This window comes from Paraburkholderia kururiensis JCM 10599 = LMG 19447 (genome assembly GCF_003986935.1).
In the GTDB taxonomy this organism is placed as follows: Bacteria; Pseudomonadota; Gammaproteobacteria; order Burkholderiales; family Burkholderiaceae; genus Paraburkholderia; species Paraburkholderia kururiensis.
The window spans coordinates 33,913-51,365 of record NZ_RJZE01000010.1; the positions used below are offsets into that span (position 1 = coordinate 33,913).

At 65.2% G+C, this 17,453-nt stretch carries 13 protein-coding genes; 3 read left to right on the plus strand and 10 right to left on the minus strand.

Annotated elements, in window-relative coordinates; all coding sequences use genetic code 11:
* Positions 1-540 precede the first annotated feature (540 nt).
* The 3 genes from PKKP23_RS13580 (at position 541) to gmd (ending at position 3,675) form a co-directional block, all read left to right on the plus strand.
* Positions 541-1,653, plus strand: coding sequence for an acyltransferase family protein (locus tag PKKP23_RS13580; protein WP_126877286.1), 1,113 nt, complete (start codon positions 541-543; stop codon positions 1,651-1,653).
* 101 nt (positions 1,654-1,754) lie between these two features.
* Positions 1,755-2,564 carry an SGNH/GDSL hydrolase family protein gene (locus PKKP23_RS13585; protein ID WP_126877403.1) on the plus strand — a complete coding sequence of 270 codons (810 nt, stop codon included), beginning with the start codon at positions 1,755-1,757 and terminating at the stop codon, positions 2,562-2,564.
* A gap of 67 nt (positions 2,565-2,631) precedes the next feature.
* Positions 2,632-3,675, plus strand: coding sequence for a GDP-mannose 4,6-dehydratase (gmd, locus tag PKKP23_RS13590; protein WP_017773923.1), 1,044 nt, complete (start codon positions 2,632-2,634; stop codon positions 3,673-3,675).
* 178 nt (positions 3,676-3,853) lie between these two features.
* On the opposite strand, the gene PKKP23_RS13595 is transcribed toward gmd, so the two are convergent.
* The 10 genes from PKKP23_RS13595 to PKKP23_RS13640 all read right to left on the minus strand — a co-directional run bounded on the left by PKKP23_RS13595 (position 3,854) and on the right by PKKP23_RS13640 (position 16,975).
* Complete coding sequence (locus PKKP23_RS13595) at positions 3,854-5,017, minus strand: glycosyltransferase family 4 protein (RefSeq protein WP_126877287.1); 1,164 nt, start codon at positions 5,015-5,017, stop codon at positions 3,854-3,856.
* 87 nt (positions 5,018-5,104) lie between these two features.
* On the minus strand, positions 5,105-6,283 hold the full coding sequence (locus PKKP23_RS13600; protein ID WP_176048979.1) for a glycosyltransferase family 4 protein: 1,179 nt from the start codon (positions 6,281-6,283) through the stop codon (positions 5,105-5,107).
* Positions 6,284-7,750 (minus strand): O-antigen ligase family protein, encoded by a 1,467-nt coding sequence (locus PKKP23_RS13605; protein ID WP_240659007.1) that lies wholly within the window; start codon positions 7,748-7,750, stop codon positions 6,284-6,286.
* A gap of 60 nt (positions 7,751-7,810) precedes the next feature.
* Positions 7,811-9,007: a glycosyltransferase gene (locus tag PKKP23_RS13610; protein WP_126877289.1), complete on the minus strand. Its 1,197-nt coding sequence runs from the start codon at positions 9,005-9,007 to the stop codon at positions 7,811-7,813.
* A 62-nt stretch (positions 9,008-9,069) separates the two neighbouring features.
* On the minus strand, positions 9,070-9,993 hold the full coding sequence (locus tag PKKP23_RS13615; RefSeq protein WP_017773918.1) for a glycosyltransferase family 2 protein: 924 nt from the start codon (positions 9,991-9,993) through the stop codon (positions 9,070-9,072).
* Between the two features lie 55 nt (positions 9,994-10,048).
* Positions 10,049-12,271 (minus strand): polysaccharide biosynthesis tyrosine autokinase, encoded by a 2,223-nt coding sequence (locus tag PKKP23_RS13620; protein WP_240658998.1) that lies wholly within the window; start codon positions 12,269-12,271, stop codon positions 10,049-10,051.
* Between the two features lie 49 nt (positions 12,272-12,320).
* Complete coding sequence (locus PKKP23_RS13625) at positions 12,321-13,505, minus strand: polysaccharide biosynthesis/export family protein (protein WP_126877290.1); 1,185 nt, start codon at positions 13,503-13,505, stop codon at positions 12,321-12,323.
* On the minus strand, positions 13,484-13,942 hold the full coding sequence (locus PKKP23_RS13630; RefSeq protein WP_017773915.1) for an arsenate reductase/protein-tyrosine-phosphatase family protein: 459 nt from the start codon (positions 13,940-13,942) through the stop codon (positions 13,484-13,486). The genes PKKP23_RS13625 and PKKP23_RS13630 overlap by 22 nt, the downstream gene beginning before the upstream one ends.
* Positions 13,943-14,003: 61 nt before the next feature.
* On the minus strand, positions 14,004-15,440 hold the full coding sequence (locus PKKP23_RS13635) for a UDP-glucose dehydrogenase family protein (RefSeq protein ID WP_126877291.1): 1,437 nt from the start codon (positions 15,438-15,440) through the stop codon (positions 14,004-14,006).
* 134 nt (positions 15,441-15,574) lie between these two features.
* On the minus strand, positions 15,575-16,975 hold the full coding sequence (locus tag PKKP23_RS13640; protein ID WP_126877292.1) for an undecaprenyl-phosphate glucose phosphotransferase: 1,401 nt from the start codon (positions 16,973-16,975) through the stop codon (positions 15,575-15,577).
* Positions 16,976-17,453: the final 478 nt, after the last annotated feature.

Consider the following 17,453-nt stretch of genomic DNA (forward strand, 5'->3'; position numbering starts at 1 on the left):
CCTGATCGACGCGTCGGGACGCGAACGCAACTGAAAACGAAGCGGCGAACGCAATGGCAAGACGAACGGCGGCAAGCACATCCTCCAGTCAGTAAAGCGTGCGATGAGGCGACGAGGACCGCCGAGGTCGTCGGGCCGGCTGGCGGTCCGCGTGGACAGGCATCACAGTAAGCGGAAAAATCTCCGCGACGAAAATCGAAAATAATTCAAAAATATTCGTTTCAGCGAAGAGGATTGAAAGGTCATTTCGTTAAAAACCGAAGATCATCAATGCACGATGAAATGACGTGGGCGTGACATATTCCCTTCCCGCGCCAGCCCTATCCCGGGCGGTTTTACATCTTTTCGGCTGAATGGGTAATGAATTACCGGAAAGGTTTTCGCCATTCATCGGATTCAATCGTTGTTTCACGCTGTTTCATTTCCGTTTTTTCGCCATTTTCTTTTCCCTAGAATCGAATTGCACGCAAAGACGGCTGCCGCCCTTTGAGGCTTTCCGCTGCTTCTGCGCGTGCTTCTTTCGACTTTCGTGGACGGTTCATGACAGCGAGTACTTTGCCTGCCCCGCCCTCCCACAGCCGGCGCATCGTGCAGCTCGACGGGCTGCGCGCCATCGCCGTGCTCGCCGTGTTTGCGCAGCATGCGCTGAAGGCGCCGCTCTGGATGGGCGTGGATCTCTTCTTCGTGCTGAGCGGCTTTCTGATCACCGGCATCCTGCTCGACCGCAAGGCGCGCCAGGTGTCCTATTTCGGCTACTTCTATGCGCGCCGCGCGCGACGCATCCTGCCGCCGTACGTGCTGCTCATGGTGGTGTCGTCGCTGCTGTTCGGGCTCGGCTGGGCCAGGTACTGGCCGTGGTACACGTTCTTTGCGACCAACATCGGCGACGCACTGGGCCAGAGCGGGCACGACAGCCTCAACGTGCTGTGGTCGCTCGCTGTGGAGGAGCAGTTCTACATCGTCTGGCCGTTCGTGGTCCTGCTCGTTTCCGAACGTGCGCTGGGTTTCGTTGCGGCGGCGCTGATCGTCGTGGTGCCGTTGCTGCGCGCGCTCGCTACGCCGTGGTTCGATACGTTCTGGCCCATCTATTACCTCACGCCGTTCCGCATGGATCTGCTTGCCGCGGGCGCGCTGCTCGCGGTGGTGTCGCGACGCGATTCGCAGGCGATTGGCCGCTTCAAGCCGCTCGCGGTGTTCGGCTTCGTTGCGGCGCTCGCGGTGCTCGCATGGCTGCATCTGCACTTTCCGCGCTTTCGGGCGGCCAATACGCCGCTCTCCAACGCGGCGCTCTACAGCATTTCGCTCGTGCTCTGCACGTCGATCGTCGTGATCGCGCTGGAATCGAAAGGCATCGTGAAGCGCGTGCTGTGCCATCCGGTACTGGTCTACATCGGTACGGTGAGCTACACGATTTACCTGATCCACCTCACCGTGCTCTACGCGGTGTGGCCGCTCGGTCACAGCCGCCTCGCGAGCGCGGGCATTGCGCTTGCCATCACGCTCGTCTATGCGAGCCTGAGCTGGTTCGCGTTCGAGCGTCGGCTCATCTTCGGCACAGGGCGTACGCCAGTGGCAACGTCAGCGCATGAGCGGTCTACCTCGGCGATGCAAGCCTCATCAACTGCACAAGCTGCGGCGAGAACGCGCGCATGAAGCGTCCCATGAAGCTCCTGACCCAGCGTCTGATGAAGCACGCCACCTCGTGCGTGCGGCGTGAAGCGGCAACGCGCGATCTTCGCCGCACCGCGATAGCCATGGCCGCATGTGTCTCGGCATTGAACGCAGGCGCCACCCCTTCGACTGTGCTCGCCGCTACAGCGAACGATTCGGCGAACGATTCAGCGAAGAGCAACGGCAACGTCGTGATAGAAGCCTACGGCGATTCCACCACGCTCGGCATTTCGTGCGCGGACGGCCGATGCGGCCCGCGTCCTCAAAACGCCGTGACTTACCTGCAGGACGACCTGCGCGCCGCGCACGGCGAGCGCGTGAGCGTCGCGAACTACGGCATTGGCGGCACGATGGCGAGCCAGCTGCTGGACGGCAGCAGCCGCAATCCGCCCTGGAAGGAACGCCTTGCGTCCTCCCCGGCTCAGATCGTGACCCTCAACTACGGCATCAACGAAGTGATGCGCAACCAGACGCCCGAGCAGTTCTATGCCGCCGAAACCGCGCTCGTGAAAGACGCGCTCGCCGCAGGCAAGCTGCCCGTGCTGCAAACGTCGAACCCGATGCCCGATGGCCGCCTCAACGCGAAGCTGGGCGCCATGGTCGCGATGACACGGCGCGTCGCCCAGGAGCAGCACGTGCCGCTCGTCGATCACTACGCGTCGATCCAGACGCTTGCCGACTGGAAACTCATGATGTCCGACGGCGCCCATCCGAAGCCCGAGCTGTACCGGCTGAAGGCCGGACACGACTTCGAAGTGATCGATCCGCTCGTGCAGAAACTTCTGGGTGACGGACGAACGGCGAGCAGCGCGGCACGCCACGCGCGAGACCTTGTCGAAACCAGCGGCGAACGCGCGGCCTCGCATGGGCACGTTCCCGGCGGCCGGTCCTGAGTCCTGACACGCACGGCCCGAGCATTCGGGCGCACACTTTTTCTCCGACATAGGGAAGGCACATTCCATGAGCAATCAACGCAAAGCGATCATCACCGGCGTGTCCGGGCAGGACGGCGCATATCTCACGAAGCTGCTGCTCAGCAAGGGCTATCACGTGACCGGCACCTACCGGCGCACGAGTTCCGTGAACTTCTGGCGCATGGAAGAATTGGGCGTGCTCGATCATCCGCATCTGGAACTCGTGGAGCACGACCTTACGGATCTCGGCTCCACGCTGCGGCTGCTTGAACGCGCCGAGGCGCATGAACTCTACAACCTCGCGGCGCAGAGCTTCGTGGGCGTGTCGTTCGACCAGCCCGTCACGACGGCGGAAGTCACGGGCGTGGGTGCGCTGAATCTGCTGGAAGGCATTCGCATCGTGAATCCGGCCACGCGCTACTACCAGGCTTCGACCTCCGAAATGTTCGGCAAGGTGCAGGCCGTGCCGCAGCGCGAGGACACGCCGTTTTACCCGCGCAGCCCTTATGGCGTCGCGAAGCTGTTCGCGCACTGGAGCACGATCAATTACCGCGAGTCGTATGGCATCTTCGCGTCGAGCGGCATTCTGTTCAATCACGAGTCGCCGCTGCGCGGCCGCGAGTTCGTCACGCGCAAGATCACGGACACGGTGGCCAAGATCAAGCTCGGCAAGCGCGACGTGCTCGAACTGGGCAACCTCGACGCGAAGCGCGACTGGGGCTTCGCGCTCGAATACGTCGAAGGCATGTGGCGCATGTTGCAGGCCGCGGAGCCGGACACCTTCGTGCTGGCCACGAACCGCACGGAAACCGTGCGCGACTTCGTGCGCATGGCGTTCGCCGCGGCGGGCTATCAGCTCGAATGGTCGGGCAAGGACGAACGCGAAACGGGTATCGACGTGGCCACGGGCAAGGTGCTCGTGCGCGTGAACCCGCGCTTTTATCGGCCTGCGGAGGTGGACCTGCTGATCGGCTGCGCGGACAAGGCCAAGGCCGTGCTCGGCTGGGAACCGAAGACCTCGCTGGAGCAGTTGTGCCAGATGATGGTTCAGGCCGATCTCGCGCGTAATCAAATCCACGAAACGTTCTGATCGGAAGAGGCGGTTGGCAAGGGTGCTGGGTAGAGGTGCCCTCACCCACCCTTGCCTGCTGTCTCGATGTCTTCGCCCGATAGCGCAGCGAAAAAAACCACGTTGCCACGTCACCCCACGTCGCCACGTCGCATTGCAGACCGCAGGCCATGCCGCACGGCCCGCGTCCCGCTCCACCTCAATGCACGCGTTCGGCGATCGCCTCCTCGTACACCTGCGCCACGCGCCTCGCGATCACCGCGTTGTCGAAGTTGTCGCGCGCGTAGGCGTAGCAGGCCTCGGCGTCCGGCAAACGAAGCGCGCCACGCAGCGCGGCAGCGAGGCCATCGGCAATCGCGGATGCCCCCGTCGACGGCAACACCAGATCCTGCGACAGGCCCGCTACGGCTTCAGGCAGCCCGCCCACCGGCGTAACGAGCACCGGCGTGCCCGACGCGAGCGACTCCACCGTGATGAGCCCGAAGCCCTCCAGCGCCACCGTGGGCACCACGCTGATCGTAGCGGCGCGATAAAGCGCGGCGAGATGCGCATCGGGCACGAAGCCGAGCAGCTTCACGTTGTCGCTGAGCCCCGCTTCGTCGATGCGCCGTTGCAGCTCGCCTTCGAGACGCCCCTTGCCTGCGATCAGCAGCAGCACATCGGGCACGCGCTTCTTGAGCAGCGCGACGGCGTCGATCAGATCTTCGAGCCCCATGCGGCGCACCAGCCGCCGCACCGCGAGCACGATGGGCCGGCCTTGCGGCAGTTGCAGCTTGAGTCGCGCATCGGCTGGCGACATCGGCAGATTGAACTGCTCGACGTTGACGCAGCCCGGCACCACACGCACGCGTTCCGGCGGAATGCCGTAGCGCGACGTGAGGATCTGGCCGAACGCATTGGAAAGCACGATGAGCCGCGACGAACGTTCGTAGACCGACTGCTCCAGGTAGCGCTTCATGCGCTGGCCGAGCGAGTCGGCGCCTTCCACCTGGCTCTCGTCGGCCCACGGTCCCTGAAAGTGCGAGACCTGCGGAATGCCGCGCGTGACGTCGAGGCCGGGAAACGTATAGAGCGCGAAGTGCGACGAGATCACGTCGGGCCGATGCCGGCGAATTTCGCGGCGCAGCGCGCGGCGCGCGGCCATGAGGCGCAGCGGCAGCGACTGCGACGCGGAGCCGAAGCCGTTGATGGCGCCGCCCGTATCGGCCGCCACGCGCGGCGAGCCCGCCACGACGCCGCGCACTTCCACGCCCGCGCCGGGCAGCGCGCCGACGAGCGAGTAGTACATGCGGTCGAGCCCGCCGGCACGCTCGGGAAACCAGTGCATGCCGATCTGTAGCGACTTGATTGAACGGGTGGTCATGGCTGTTCCTTTGTCGTTTTGCATGGGTTGCTTGCTGATGTGTATCCGGGCGTGGGCGCCCGTTCGCCACGTCTTAAGTGCTTCACGCTATTGCGCGTACGCCGCGTCGGGCGCTTCGGCGCGGCGGCCCGCCTCGCCGTCTGCAAGTTGCCGGTAGAGCGCGAGATACTGCTGCGCCATGCGGGTCCAGCCGAACTGCGTGGCCAGTTCGCTCGCGGCACGCCCCATGGCCTCGCAGCGGTCCGATGAATCGGCAAGGCGCGCCACGGCTTCGGCGAGCGCGTGCGGATCGTCGGGGTCTTCCAGCACGATCCCGCATTCGGGCGTGATGATCTCGGCGCCGCCCGCGGTGCGCGCGGTCACGACAGGCAAGCCCGCTGCCATCGCTTCGAGCAGCGAAAGACTCATCGCCTCGTAGCGCGAAGGAAACACGAAGGCGTTCACGGAATGCATGAGCGCCGGCATGTCTTTCACGAGACCGAGAAAATGCACGCGGTCCGCAATGCCGAGCTTGCGGGCCATCTCGGGGTACGGGCTGCCCGGCAGGTAGCCGGCCACGGCAATCTGTACGCGCGGCGGTAACACACGCAGTGCCTCGAGCACGGTGCCCAGGTTCTTGCGCGGCGTGCGCAGGTCGCCCACGAAAAGCAGCAGAAACGCGTCGGCGGGTAAATCGAATTTCGCGCGGTCGCCGCTCGCCGCGGCGAAGCCCTGCGTATCCACGCCGTTGTAGATCACGTCGAGCCGGTTGGAAGGCGTGAGCCCGATGCTGCGAATCTCGTCAGCCACCTTCTTCGACACCGCCGTGATGACGCGCGAGCGCCGATAGGCCCAGCGTTCGAGCCACGCATTGCAGCGCGTATAGACGTACTGATACGACGACCACAGGCTGCGGCCGATACCGAACGGGTAGTACCGGCTGCGCGCCCAGCCGCTATGCACGAAGTGCGCGGTGTTCACGTCCGCGCGCGCCCACGTGATGAAGCCGTTCACGTGCAGCACGTCGTATTCGCTGCGATGCGCGCGCAGCCACAGCGCGCTTTTCGCGGCAAAAACCTGCTGGCGCAGCAGGTTGGTGGGCCACCATTTGCCGGGCTTCACGCAGACCCAGCGCACGCGCGGATGCGCGAGCAGTTCCGGTGCGACGTGCGAGGCCACCAGCGTGACCTCCATGCCCTCTTCGAGCGCGGCCCGCGCAATCTCGTGATTCACGCGCCCCTGGCCGTCGTTGTGGCGCACCACATGGGTGACGATGGCGACTCTCAATCAGGTGCCTCCGTTGAGCGTTGCGGCACGTCTGCGCATGGCTTTCTGAGATTTCTGCCAGTGTGCCGCGGAAAGAATGGAAAACACGCTTGAAAACAGCAGCAGGCCGCCGGTACCCACAAGCGAGTTGGTGAAGACGAGCATCGCGAAGATGGCGAGCGCAAGGCTCAGGCACGCGGAGGCATAACGGTCCTCGCGCAGCGCGAACGACGCCCGCACGGCCCGCGCGAGCAGCCACAGCGTGCCGGCGAGATAGAGCAGCGTGCCGGGCCAGCCGAGCACGAACGGAATGTTCATCACGCCGCTGTCGAAACTGCCGTACTTGCCCAGTTCGCCGCTGTCGCTCGAGAGCTTGGTCGAGGCGCCCGTGGCGCCCAGCCCTTCGCCCGTGACGTCGGTGAACGCGGTTTTGGCGAAGTTGGCGTAGAACTCGTTGCGCGCGGCGTAGCTCTGGTCGTCGCGCAGGTTCACGAGCGTGTCGAGCCGCGCCTGCATGCGCTCGGCGACGGGGCCTACGGCAAGCAGCGGCACGCTGAGGCCCGCGAGCAGCACACCGCTCGCCACGATGCGCACGCGCACGCGGTTGTTCGACTTCATGAGCTGGATGAGGAGCGCGATGACCCAGCCGCCCCATGTCGAGCGCACGAGCGAAAGCGCAAACGAGAGGAAGCCGAGCGCGCCGGCCACCCAGCGAAAGCGATGCTGCGCGGCCATCACGAGCACCATGGCGCCCATCATCGCGAACGCGAACGGGCCGGAGGAGTTCATCGTGCTGAACACGCGCACGCCGAACGGCACGGGGTCGCCCTGCGAGTTCATGTTCGAGCCGATCATCCACATGGCGTCCCACGGCGGCATGATGAAGAACTGCACCACGCCGTAGGCGCCCATCACGAGCATGCCCCAGATGAAGGTGTTGACGATGGTGTCGCGATACTGCGGATACTGGCGCGTATTGGCCATGATGTGAAAGCCGATCAGCACCGGGTAGATCCAGTTCGCGAGGTCGTAGGTGGCCGCGAGCGGCCCGCTTGCCACCACGCCCACGATGAAGGCATAACCGATGCCGCCCAGTATCAGCAGCACCGGCAGCCCGCGCCGCTGGGCGAGCACCGGGTAGTAGCGCAGCAGCGAGAGCGCGCTGATCATGGTCACCGCGAGCGGCGCGATCTGGATCAGGCTCGTGGGCGTGAAGCCGCCCTTGCCGTAGTCGGCAAGGCGCCGCACCTCCGGGCTCAGAAACCAGGTCCACCACATGAAGCCGACGTAGCGCGCGGGGCTGCGGAAATAGAGCCACACGCCCGTGACCGTGGCGAGCACGGGAAACGCGAGCGTGAGCACCGTGCCCTGGTGCGCGACGATCAACGCGGCGGTAATCACCCAGAGCGCAACCGGCGGCATCCATTCGAGCCAGTCGCCGCCGAAGAGGCGCGACGCGTGCGCAGCAGGCGCCTGCGCGCCCTGCATGCTCCCATTCGCCGCACCGCCGTTCGGATGAACGGGGCCTGTGACGGACATCGTCATCGGCTATCGCCCTCCCCTTGCTTCGCTCGGCGCGCGCCGCATGACGGCGGTTTCGTTCGCCTTCGCTTCATCGGCGGCCGTTGCGCGGGCACGAGGTGACACGGGCTGAGGTTGAGATTGCGGGCGCGCAAGGCGCAGCATCTCGCGCGTGATCTCGACATGCTGCTGCGCGAAGTGCTGCGTCGTGAGGTCGCGCGAGACGAGTTGCGCGGCCGCCGCGCGAGCCTGGGCAAGGGCCACCGCGGGCTGCGCCACGAGCCGGTTTGCGGCCTCGCGCAACGCTTGCGCGTCGAACGGCGGCACGTAGGACACGGCCTTGCCGTCGAAATAGTCCGCGAGCGCGCCCACGTTCGTCACGATCATCGGCTTGCCCACCGCCGCGGCTTCCAGCATCACCGTAATGCCCGAGGCGTGCGAGTTGGGGCGCAGCGGCACCACGATCACGTCGGCCCAGTCGTAGAGCGCGTGCTGCTTCTTGAGTCCCGAAGCCGACGCGATTTCCACGTTCGGTGCGTGCAGCGAAGCGGGAATGCGCCGGCGCGTAGCCAGCTTCACGGTGTAGCGCGCGTCGTGGCCGAACGCCTTGATGAGCGTTTCCCAGTCGCGATCGCGGTCGTTGCCGATGGCCGCGATGCGCAGCGGCGCGTGCGGTGCCCAGGCCTCGGGCTCGCGCACGGGGAAGTCCGTGGTGTTGAGTCCGTAGTAGACGTGGCGCGCCTCGCGCTTCAGATAGTCGCGACACAGCGCGGCATTTTCGCTGGCAAGCGTCGTGAGCATGTCGGCGCGTGCAATCAGCTTGCGATAGAACGCACGGCGCAACGCGCCGTATTGCGGCCACTTGTCGAAGAGCCACACGCTCTGGGCGAGCAGCATCGGCGGTGCGGCGCGCCGGCCCAGCAGGAGCAGCAGCAACGCCACGGAAAGATGCTCGTGCTCCGTATGCGTCCAGATCACGTCCGAATTCAGGATGGCTGAGCGATTGCGCCACGTGTGAATGAAGTCGAAACCGAGCACGGCCTTGAGCGCGCGACGCGCAAGCCGCACCGGCGCGCCTTCGCGTGCGTCCTCCGAATAGGACAGCGCGAATTCGGGCGACTCGGCGTGGTGATATCCATACAGGCAGCCGATGTTCTCGCCCTTGCGGTAGTAGCGCGGATCGGCGCCGTAAAAAAGATGCACGTGGACGTGGGTCACGCTCATGCGGTTCTCCGGAAGGGGTTCACGGGCCAGGGCAGGACCTCGGGGGCAGTCGGCAGCGCAGGTCACAGCGCGGCGCGCCGCGCTTCGTGCGCGCCGGTTCGCACCGCGCGCCAGCGGGCGATCGTGGTGCGTCCGCGCTTCGAGGCGAGCGCAAGCGCCGCATGTACGAAGCCGGGATAGACGCGCGTGCCCACCAGCGCGTACCACCACCAGGCTGTCTCGCGGCGCAGCGGCGGCAACTGGGCGCGCAGGATCAGGTGCAGGTTGTAGGCGGCGTTGCGCACGGCCTGCAGGGTTTGCGCGTCGCGACGGTCGTCGTCGAAGCGTTCGGCAGGGAAATGGTCCACGGCCACCTGTGGGTCGTAGACGAGCTTCCAGCCCGCGTTCTTCACGCTCATGCTGAAGGCCATGTCGTTGTGGACCTGGGCGCCCGCGCCGCGCAGCCGGTTGTCGAAGCGGATGTGGCGAATCGCCTCGCGCCGGTAGCTCATGTTGGCGCCCTTGAGCACGTCCACTTCGCGCGCGCTACCCACGCCGAGGTGATGGTTGCCCACGATCTTGCCCGAGAGCCGCAGCTTGCCGACGAGCGGGCGCGCACCGTCGAGCACGCGGCCCTTCTCGTGCACCCAGTCGCGACCGCCCAGCGCACCGAGACGCGGGTCGCTTTCGAAGCTCATCGCAATGCGCGCGACCCAGTCGGCGCGCGGTGCGGCGTCGTCGTCAGTGATGGCCACGACGTCGCACGTGGCGGCATCGAGGCCGCGGTTCAGTGCGGCCACCTGGCCCGGCTGCTCCACGGGCACCACGACGAGCGGCAGCACGCGGCTCGCAACGTGTTTGGCGAGGCATTCGTGCGTGGCGTCGTCGTCGGGGCGCGCCACGACGATCACTTCGTCCGGTTGCCGCTGCTGCCGCTGGAGCGCGGCGAGGCATCGCGAGAGATCCGCGGGGCGACGGAAGGTGGGAACGAGTACCGAGACTTTCATTCTGGCTCCTGGGTATCGTTTGACGTATGACTGAACAGGTACCTGGGCTGAGACGTCACGCACTCAGATATTCCTGCACGGCTGCATAGCCGCGCCCGTAGGCGCCGCGCGCCCGCTGCGGCATGGCGTTGAAGATGGCGCCCTGCACGTGTACGCCGCCTGCGCGCAGCCGCTTGAGCATGTCGCCGATCTCGCCTTCGCTATGCATGCCCGAGCGCACCACGACGAAGGTAGTGCCCACGTGCGCGCCGATCACGGCGGCGTCGGTCACGGCCAGCACGGGCGGCGTGTCGATCAGGATCACGTCGTAGCGCTTGGCGAGCGCGTCGAGGTATTGGGCGAGCCGCGGCGACATCAGCAGCTCGGACGGGTTCGGGGGCCGGCGTCCGCAGGAAATGAACTGGAGGTTGTCGACCTCGGTGGTGCGGATCGCTTCTTCGAGCGCGATTTGCCCCGAGAGCAGTTCCGAGAAGCCGTTGTCCTGCGGGCCGCCCAGGTAGCGTTCCAGTGCGCCGCGCCGCATGTCGCCGTCGATCATGAGCACGCGCTTGCCCGAGTGCGCGAGCAGCACGGCGAGGTTCACGGTGAGAAAGCTCTTGCCCACACCGGGCATGGAGCCCGTGAGCATGATGGCGTGGTTGCTCGCGTCCATCATCGTGAACTGCAGCGCGGTGCGCAGACTGCGCAGGCTTTCCACGGTGACGTCTTTGGGTCGCACGCTGGCAAGCACCGAGCGCAGGCGATTGCCGCCGCGCACCACGGCGCTTTCGAGCGCGGTCTGTTCCGTGGAAAGCGGGATCATGCCGTACACGGGCAGGTGGAAGGTGCGTTCGATGTGCTCCGGGTCCGCGATGCCCTTGAACATGTTGCGGCGAACGAACACGAAGCCCGTGCCCACGATGAGGCCGAGTATCGCGGCGGCCGATACGATGAGCGCCTTCTTCGGCTTCGACGGCATGCCAGGCCGCATGGCGGCGTCCACGATATGCACGTTGCCGCCCGTGCCCACGCGCTGCACGGAGAGTTCCTGGATGCGGTTGAGCAGCAGCACGTAGATGTCTTCGGCCACCTTCGCATCGCGTTGCAGCTGCACGGCCTTCACTTCCGTGGCGGGCAGATCGCGAAAACGCGTGTCGTACTTCGCGCGTTCGGTTTCGAGCTGCGCGAGTTGCTGGCGCGCCGCGATGAGCACCGGGTGGTCTTCGCCGAAGCGCTGGTCGAGCGAGGCGATCTGCAGCTTCATGGCCGAGATCTGCTGCTCGTATTGAACGCTGCCGTCCAGGTAAATCTTCGCTTCGTCGCTCGCGTTGATGGAGCCGGACTTGCTCTGGTAAGCCGTGAGCGCCGCCTCCGCACGCACGAGGTCGCCCTTCAGGCGCGGCTCTTCGGCCTTGAGGAAGTCGAGCATCTTGTTCGCGTCGGCCTGCTTGGTGGCCACGTGCTCGCGCACGTACGACTGCGCGAGCGCGTTGGCGATCTGCGCGGCACGGCCCGCGTCGGTGTCTTCGAGCGAGATCTGGATCACGCCCGTCTGCTTGCCCTGCTCCTGCACGTTGATGGCCGACTGGAACGCCGAGATGGCATCGAGGTTGTTGAGGCGCACTACCGTAAAGCGCGTGCCCGGCCGCGCCACAAGCCGGCTCACGAGCATCGTCACGCCGTTGCCCTGCGCCTCTTGCCCGGCTTCGCCGCGCAACAGCAGACGGCCTTCGCTGTCTTCCAGCGTGTAGCGGTCCGCGCCTTGAGCGACGAGCGTGAGCTTCCTGCCTTCCAGCGACGGGTCCACGTCGATCGAATCGACGTTCGCCACTTCCCCGCCCCACGCGTACGAATCGAGGCCGAGCCACGGCTTCGCGGGCTCGCCCGGCGTGGCGAGCCGCGCGGCAAGGCTGCCGAGCACGGGGAACGTCTTCGGCGCCACGAAGAAGTTGAGCTTGAACTGATCCACCACGGGCTCCACCACGCTGCGGCTCTTGATCATTTCGATCTCGGCGTCGGTGGGCAGCGCGGACGAACCCGTGGACACCGCGGCGCCCGTCTGCGTTTGCGTGAGCGGCTGCGAGGTGTAGTCCGCCGCCTCCACGCGCACGCGCGCATCGGCCGTGTAGACGGGCTTCGCGACGTAGCAGTAGAACACCGCGATGCCGACGACCATGGCGGCAATGGCGATCAACCACCAGATGTCGTCGAGCAATACCTGCAGCAGATCGCCGAGGACCACGTCCTCTTCTTCGGTTCGGGCCGTGATGCCCAGTGGAGTGTTTGCTTGCGTGCTCACAGTTCGGTCCCGATGGATAAGAGGCAGTTCGTGCGCGTCATGTCGTGCATCAGCGCGTGATCTGCTTCGTGTAGAAGATGGTCTGGATGGTCGGCAGCACCTGCTGAAGGACGCGGTTGAACGTCGTCGAGGCGGCCGTGCCGACGTAGACCACGTCGAGCGGCTGCAACTGGAACTTCGTGGAGAGCATGATCGAGTTCGGCTGCGTCATGTCGAGTCGGTACACGTCCGGCTTCGTGGGGTTGTCCATCATGCCGCGCATCACGTAGATCTGGCGCGGGTTCGCGTCGGTGTCCAGAATGCCGCCGGCCTGCGTGAGCGCGTCCGCAATGGTGAGCCGGCCCTTCAGCATGGGCATCTGCGTGGGCGTCTTCACTTCGCCCAGCACGAACACGCGGCTGTCGGAGCGGTCCGGAATGTTGACGATGTCGCCGCTTTGCAGCATCACGTTCTGCGTGACGTCGCCGCGATCGAGCAGACGGTTCGCGTCCAGCACATAGAGCTTGTTGTTGCGCGTGAGGCGCACGCGCTGGATGTCGGCGTCCGCCGTCGTGCCGCCCGAGCGCGTGATGGCATCCACGAGCGTGAGCGGCACGTCGCTGATGGCAAGCGGTCCGGGCTGCTTCACTTCGCCCGTCACCTGCACTTTCTGGCTGCGGTACGCGAGCACGCGCACGTCCACCTGCGGATTGCGGATGTAGCGCACGAGCCCCTTCGAGAGTTCGTCGCGCAGTTCGTTGACGGTCTTGCCCGCGGCGCGGATACGGCCCACGAACGGGAAATAGATGGTGCCGTCGGCGGCAACGGTCTGGCCATACGGGTCGGCCTGGCCCGAGAGCGCGTTCGTGTAGGGCTGCGTGAGCGCCTGCGCGACGGTCTGCGTGGTATTGCCGCCCGTGGAAAACGTGCTGCCCTGGGGCGTGGAAAGTTCGGGATGGTCGTAGACCGTCACGCCGAGAATGTCTTGCGGCGCGAGGTGGTACACGTAGTCCGCGGGGCTCGCGTAGCGCGATGCCGGCAGATCCACGGGCACCGCAGCGGCCTGCATCTGCGTGGCCACGAGCTGCGAGTCGATCAGGTGCACCGGATACGTTTCCTGCTGCTTCTGCTCGTTGGAGTCTTTCAGACTCGACGTATCGAGGTAGTTACCGGGCGCGGTTGCGCAGGCCGACAGGAACGCGGTCAGCGTCAAGACGATTCCGATGTTTCTCTTCAGCATATTTTGTCCAGCCATCCCTTCACCAGATGTTCGATCAGCGCGAAGCTGTCGCGGTATGCCGCTTCGTCGCGGCCATGCGGGTCGATCACGTCCGAGTCTTCCCACTGCCCGAGCGCGTAGACCTTGCCGCGCGAGGTGGGCTCGAGCGCTTCCACGTCTTTCACCTGACGGCGCTCGGTCACGAGCACGAGGTCCGCGTCGCGAACGAGCCGGCGCGTGAGCCGACGCGCGTGATGGGCGCCGGCCGCGATGCCGCGCTCCGCGAGCAGGCGCTCCATCACGGGGTCCATGCCGCCGCCTTCCATGGCGCGAATGCCGGCCGAGTGAAAGGCCGGCGTGCGCGGCGAGCGGGCCGCCCTTGCGGCGTGCCCCGCCTGCGCGCGGAAGAGCCGCTCCGCGGCCGGCGAGCGGCACACGTTTGCATGGCAAACGATCAGGACGTTGTTGAACATCGCGGGTTCTCCGTCGCCTGTTGCGATCTCATTGCGATCTCACAGCGGTCTCATTGCGGTCTCATGCCCTGGCGGCTTCGCCCGCCGGCACGTTGCCTGCCGCGCGCGGCTGCACGTTGGCGCGTGCGCCTGCAATCGCGCCTTGCCGCCCAATGGCGTGATACTCGATGCCGAGTTCGGCCATCGCTTCGGGCTCGTAGAGATTGCGGCCATCGAAGACGAGCGGTATCGTCAGCTGCGCCTTCAGCGCTTCGAAGTCCGGCATCTTGAAGACCTTCCATTCGGTGAGGATCACGAGCGCGTCCGCGCCTTCGGCCGCTTCCATCTCGTCGTCGACGAACACGAGACGGGCCTGCTGCTGCGGCGCGCCTTCGAGGTCGAGCGCGAACACGCGGCGCGCTTCATCGGTCGCGACCGGGTCGTAGGCCTTCACCGTGGCGCCGCGCGCGAGCAGCGCCGCGATCAGCGCGCGGCTGGGCGCTTCGCGCATGTCGTCGGTATTCGGCTTGAACGCGAGACCCCACACACCGAACGTGCGCCCTGTCAGGTCTTCGCCCAGACGCGCGACGATCTTGTGCGCAAGAATCTTCTTCTGCGTTTCATTGACCGCCTCGACCGCCTGCAGGATGCGAAGGCTCTGGCCTTGCTCGTCGGCGGTGCGCACGAGCGCCTGGACGTCTTTCGGAAAGCACGAGCCGCCATAGCCGCACCCCGCATACAGGAAGTCGTAGCCAATGCGCGGGTCGGAGCCGATGCCGCGACGCACGGCTTCGATGTCGGCGCCCACACGGTCGGCCAGATTGGCAAGCTCGTTCATGAACGAGATGCGCGTGGCAAGCATCGCGTTCGCGGCGTACTTCGTGAACTCCGCGGAGCGCACGTCCATGTATAGCGTGCGCTCGCGGTTGCGATTGAACGGCGCGTACAGGCGTTTCATGAGTTCGCGGGCCTTTTCGCCGGGCACGTCGTCGTCGCAGCCCAGTACGATGCGGTCGGGCCGCGTGAAGTCTTCCACCGCCGCGCCTTCCTTCAGGAACTCGGGGTTCGAGACCACGGAGAACATGTGCTGCACGCCGCGCGCGCGCAGTTCGCCCGCAATGGCCTCGCGCACGCGCGCCGCGGTGCCCACCGGGACCGTCGATTTGTCGACGACCACCTTGAAGCCGTTCATGTAGCGGCCGATATTGCGCGCCGCGGCGAGCACGTATTGCAGGTCCGCCGAGCCGTCTTCGTCGGGCGGCGTGCCCACGGCGATGAAGAGCACGTCGCCGTGGGCGACCGCGGCTTCCACGTCGGTTGAAAACGTGAGACGGCGCGCCTTGCGGTTGCGCGCGATGAGTTCCTGCAGACCCGGTTCATGGATCGGCACGCCGCCGCTGTTGAGCACATCGATCTTGCGTGCATCCACGTCGAGGCAGAACACGTCGTTGCCGATGTCGGCAAGACACGCGCCGGTAACGAGGCCAACGTAGCCGCTTCCAATGATCGTCAGGTTCATGAATCACACCTCGAGGACAAAACATCCGGTTTCAGAAAACGGAGCGGAACGGGCCGCGCCGTGTCGAATCGTGTGGCGTGCGCCTCGTGCGCCTCGCGCGCCGCAGCGCCGCGCCGCCCTGTTGCGCTATTCCACTAATACGCGTTGCGGCCCGCGAAGCCCTTCCACATGGTCAGCGCGACAATCTTGAGGTCGAGCCAGAAGGTCCAGTGCTGCATGTAGTAGAGGTCGAGCTTCACGCGCCCCATCATCTTTTCGATGCGGTCCGTCTCGCCGCGATAGCCGTTGATCTGCGCCCAGCCCGTAATGCCGGGCTTGATGCGGTAGCGGTGCATGTAACCCTTCACGAGGTCCTTGTAGATGTCGTCGTGTTCCAGCGCATGCGGGCGCGGACCTACCACCGACATCTCGCCCTTCAGTACGTTGATGAACTGCGGCAACTCGTCGAGACTCGTGCGGCGCAGGAAGGCGCCAACCGCCGTGATGCGCGGATCGCCGCGACGCGCCTGGGTCACCTTGCCCGCTTCCTCGCGATGCACCTTCATCGAGCGGAACTTGTAGATCTCGAACTCGTTGCCGTCGATGCCCTTGCGCTTCTGGCGAAAGAACACCGGGCCCGGCGACGAGAGCTTCACGAGCACGGCGATCACGAGCATCAGCGGCGAGAGCGCCGTGAGCGCCGCGAGCGCGAAGAGCCGGTCGAACACGAGCTTCGGCAGCACGCGCAGATCCGTGATGGGCGACGCCGCCAGGTTGATCGCGGGCACGCCCAGCAGATCGACCACGGGCTGGCTGAAGAGCGAGAGACTCTGCACGTCCGGAATGAACCGGATGTTGACGAAGTCGTGGCGCAATTCCTTCACGAAGCGATGGATCGTGCGCTCCTGCGAAATGGGCAGCGCGAGCCACAGTTCGCGGATACCGCGATGGCGGATCAACTGGATCATCGCGGCGAACCCGTGCTCGACGGGCACGCCTTCGATCGCGCCCGTGTCAGGCGTCGCCGCCTCGCCTGTCGCGCTGAGACTGCCGTCGTCGAACACGGCGACAGGCTTGAAGCCGGCCTCGGGGCGCCCGCGCATCTGCTCGATCAGAAAGCGCGCGTAGCGTGGGCTGCCCACGATCGCCACGGCCTTCTGGTTGTAGCCCTCGCGGCGCAGCCCCTTGAGCACCGTATGCACTACAGTCTTCGTCACGATCAGGAGCGCGACGGTTGCAATTGCCCAGTAGCCGAGCCACAGCCGCGACAGCATGTCCGCGCGGTGCAGGCTGAAGCTCATGAGAATGCCCATGCCTTCCACCGCGAGCCACGCGAGCGCCACGCGGCCCAGCAGGTCGTAGAGCGGCTTGCCGCGCCACGACTGATAGATGCCGAAGGCCGGGAATATCCAGATCATCAGCAGGCAGTTGAACGCCAGCGCGACGTTCTGCATGTCCGTGAGCCAGACGAGCGACCCGCCATGCAAGGCAGCGGCAATCAGCGCGCCCGCGGCAACCATCGCAATATCGATGACTCTGGATAGAACGCTCAGCATGAACCGCACCTCGGATTGTCGATCAAGTTCGTGTTCCGTCCGGGAATATGAGTGAATACCCTCGTACAGGTATCAATAAAGCGGTATTAAAATTCGGCCCGCAAGCACGCAAAATATCTCGAAATGTATCGGTAGACATTACCGAATTTTGTCTATTTTTGTTCGGTAATTGCTGCTTTTTTTGCGGCGTTTACGGGGCCAACGGGGCGCCGCAGAGGCCCTCCAGCGGGACACGGGCGCATCTTGTCAGACATTTCGCGCCGCCCCGCTCCGCAGTTCGTCCAATGTGCACCTTTCCCGGGTCGAGCCGTGGCGGCTTTTCTTTCCTTTTATTTTTTTAATTTCATCCGCCAGCGAAATAAAAACGCCACAAATCGTTATGCGATTTATCGAATATCGAATTCGTTTCAATAAAGCGCTTTTGCAGAAGTTTCGTAATGCGTTTTATTGACTATTTACGTCGTGCTACAACTGCTCG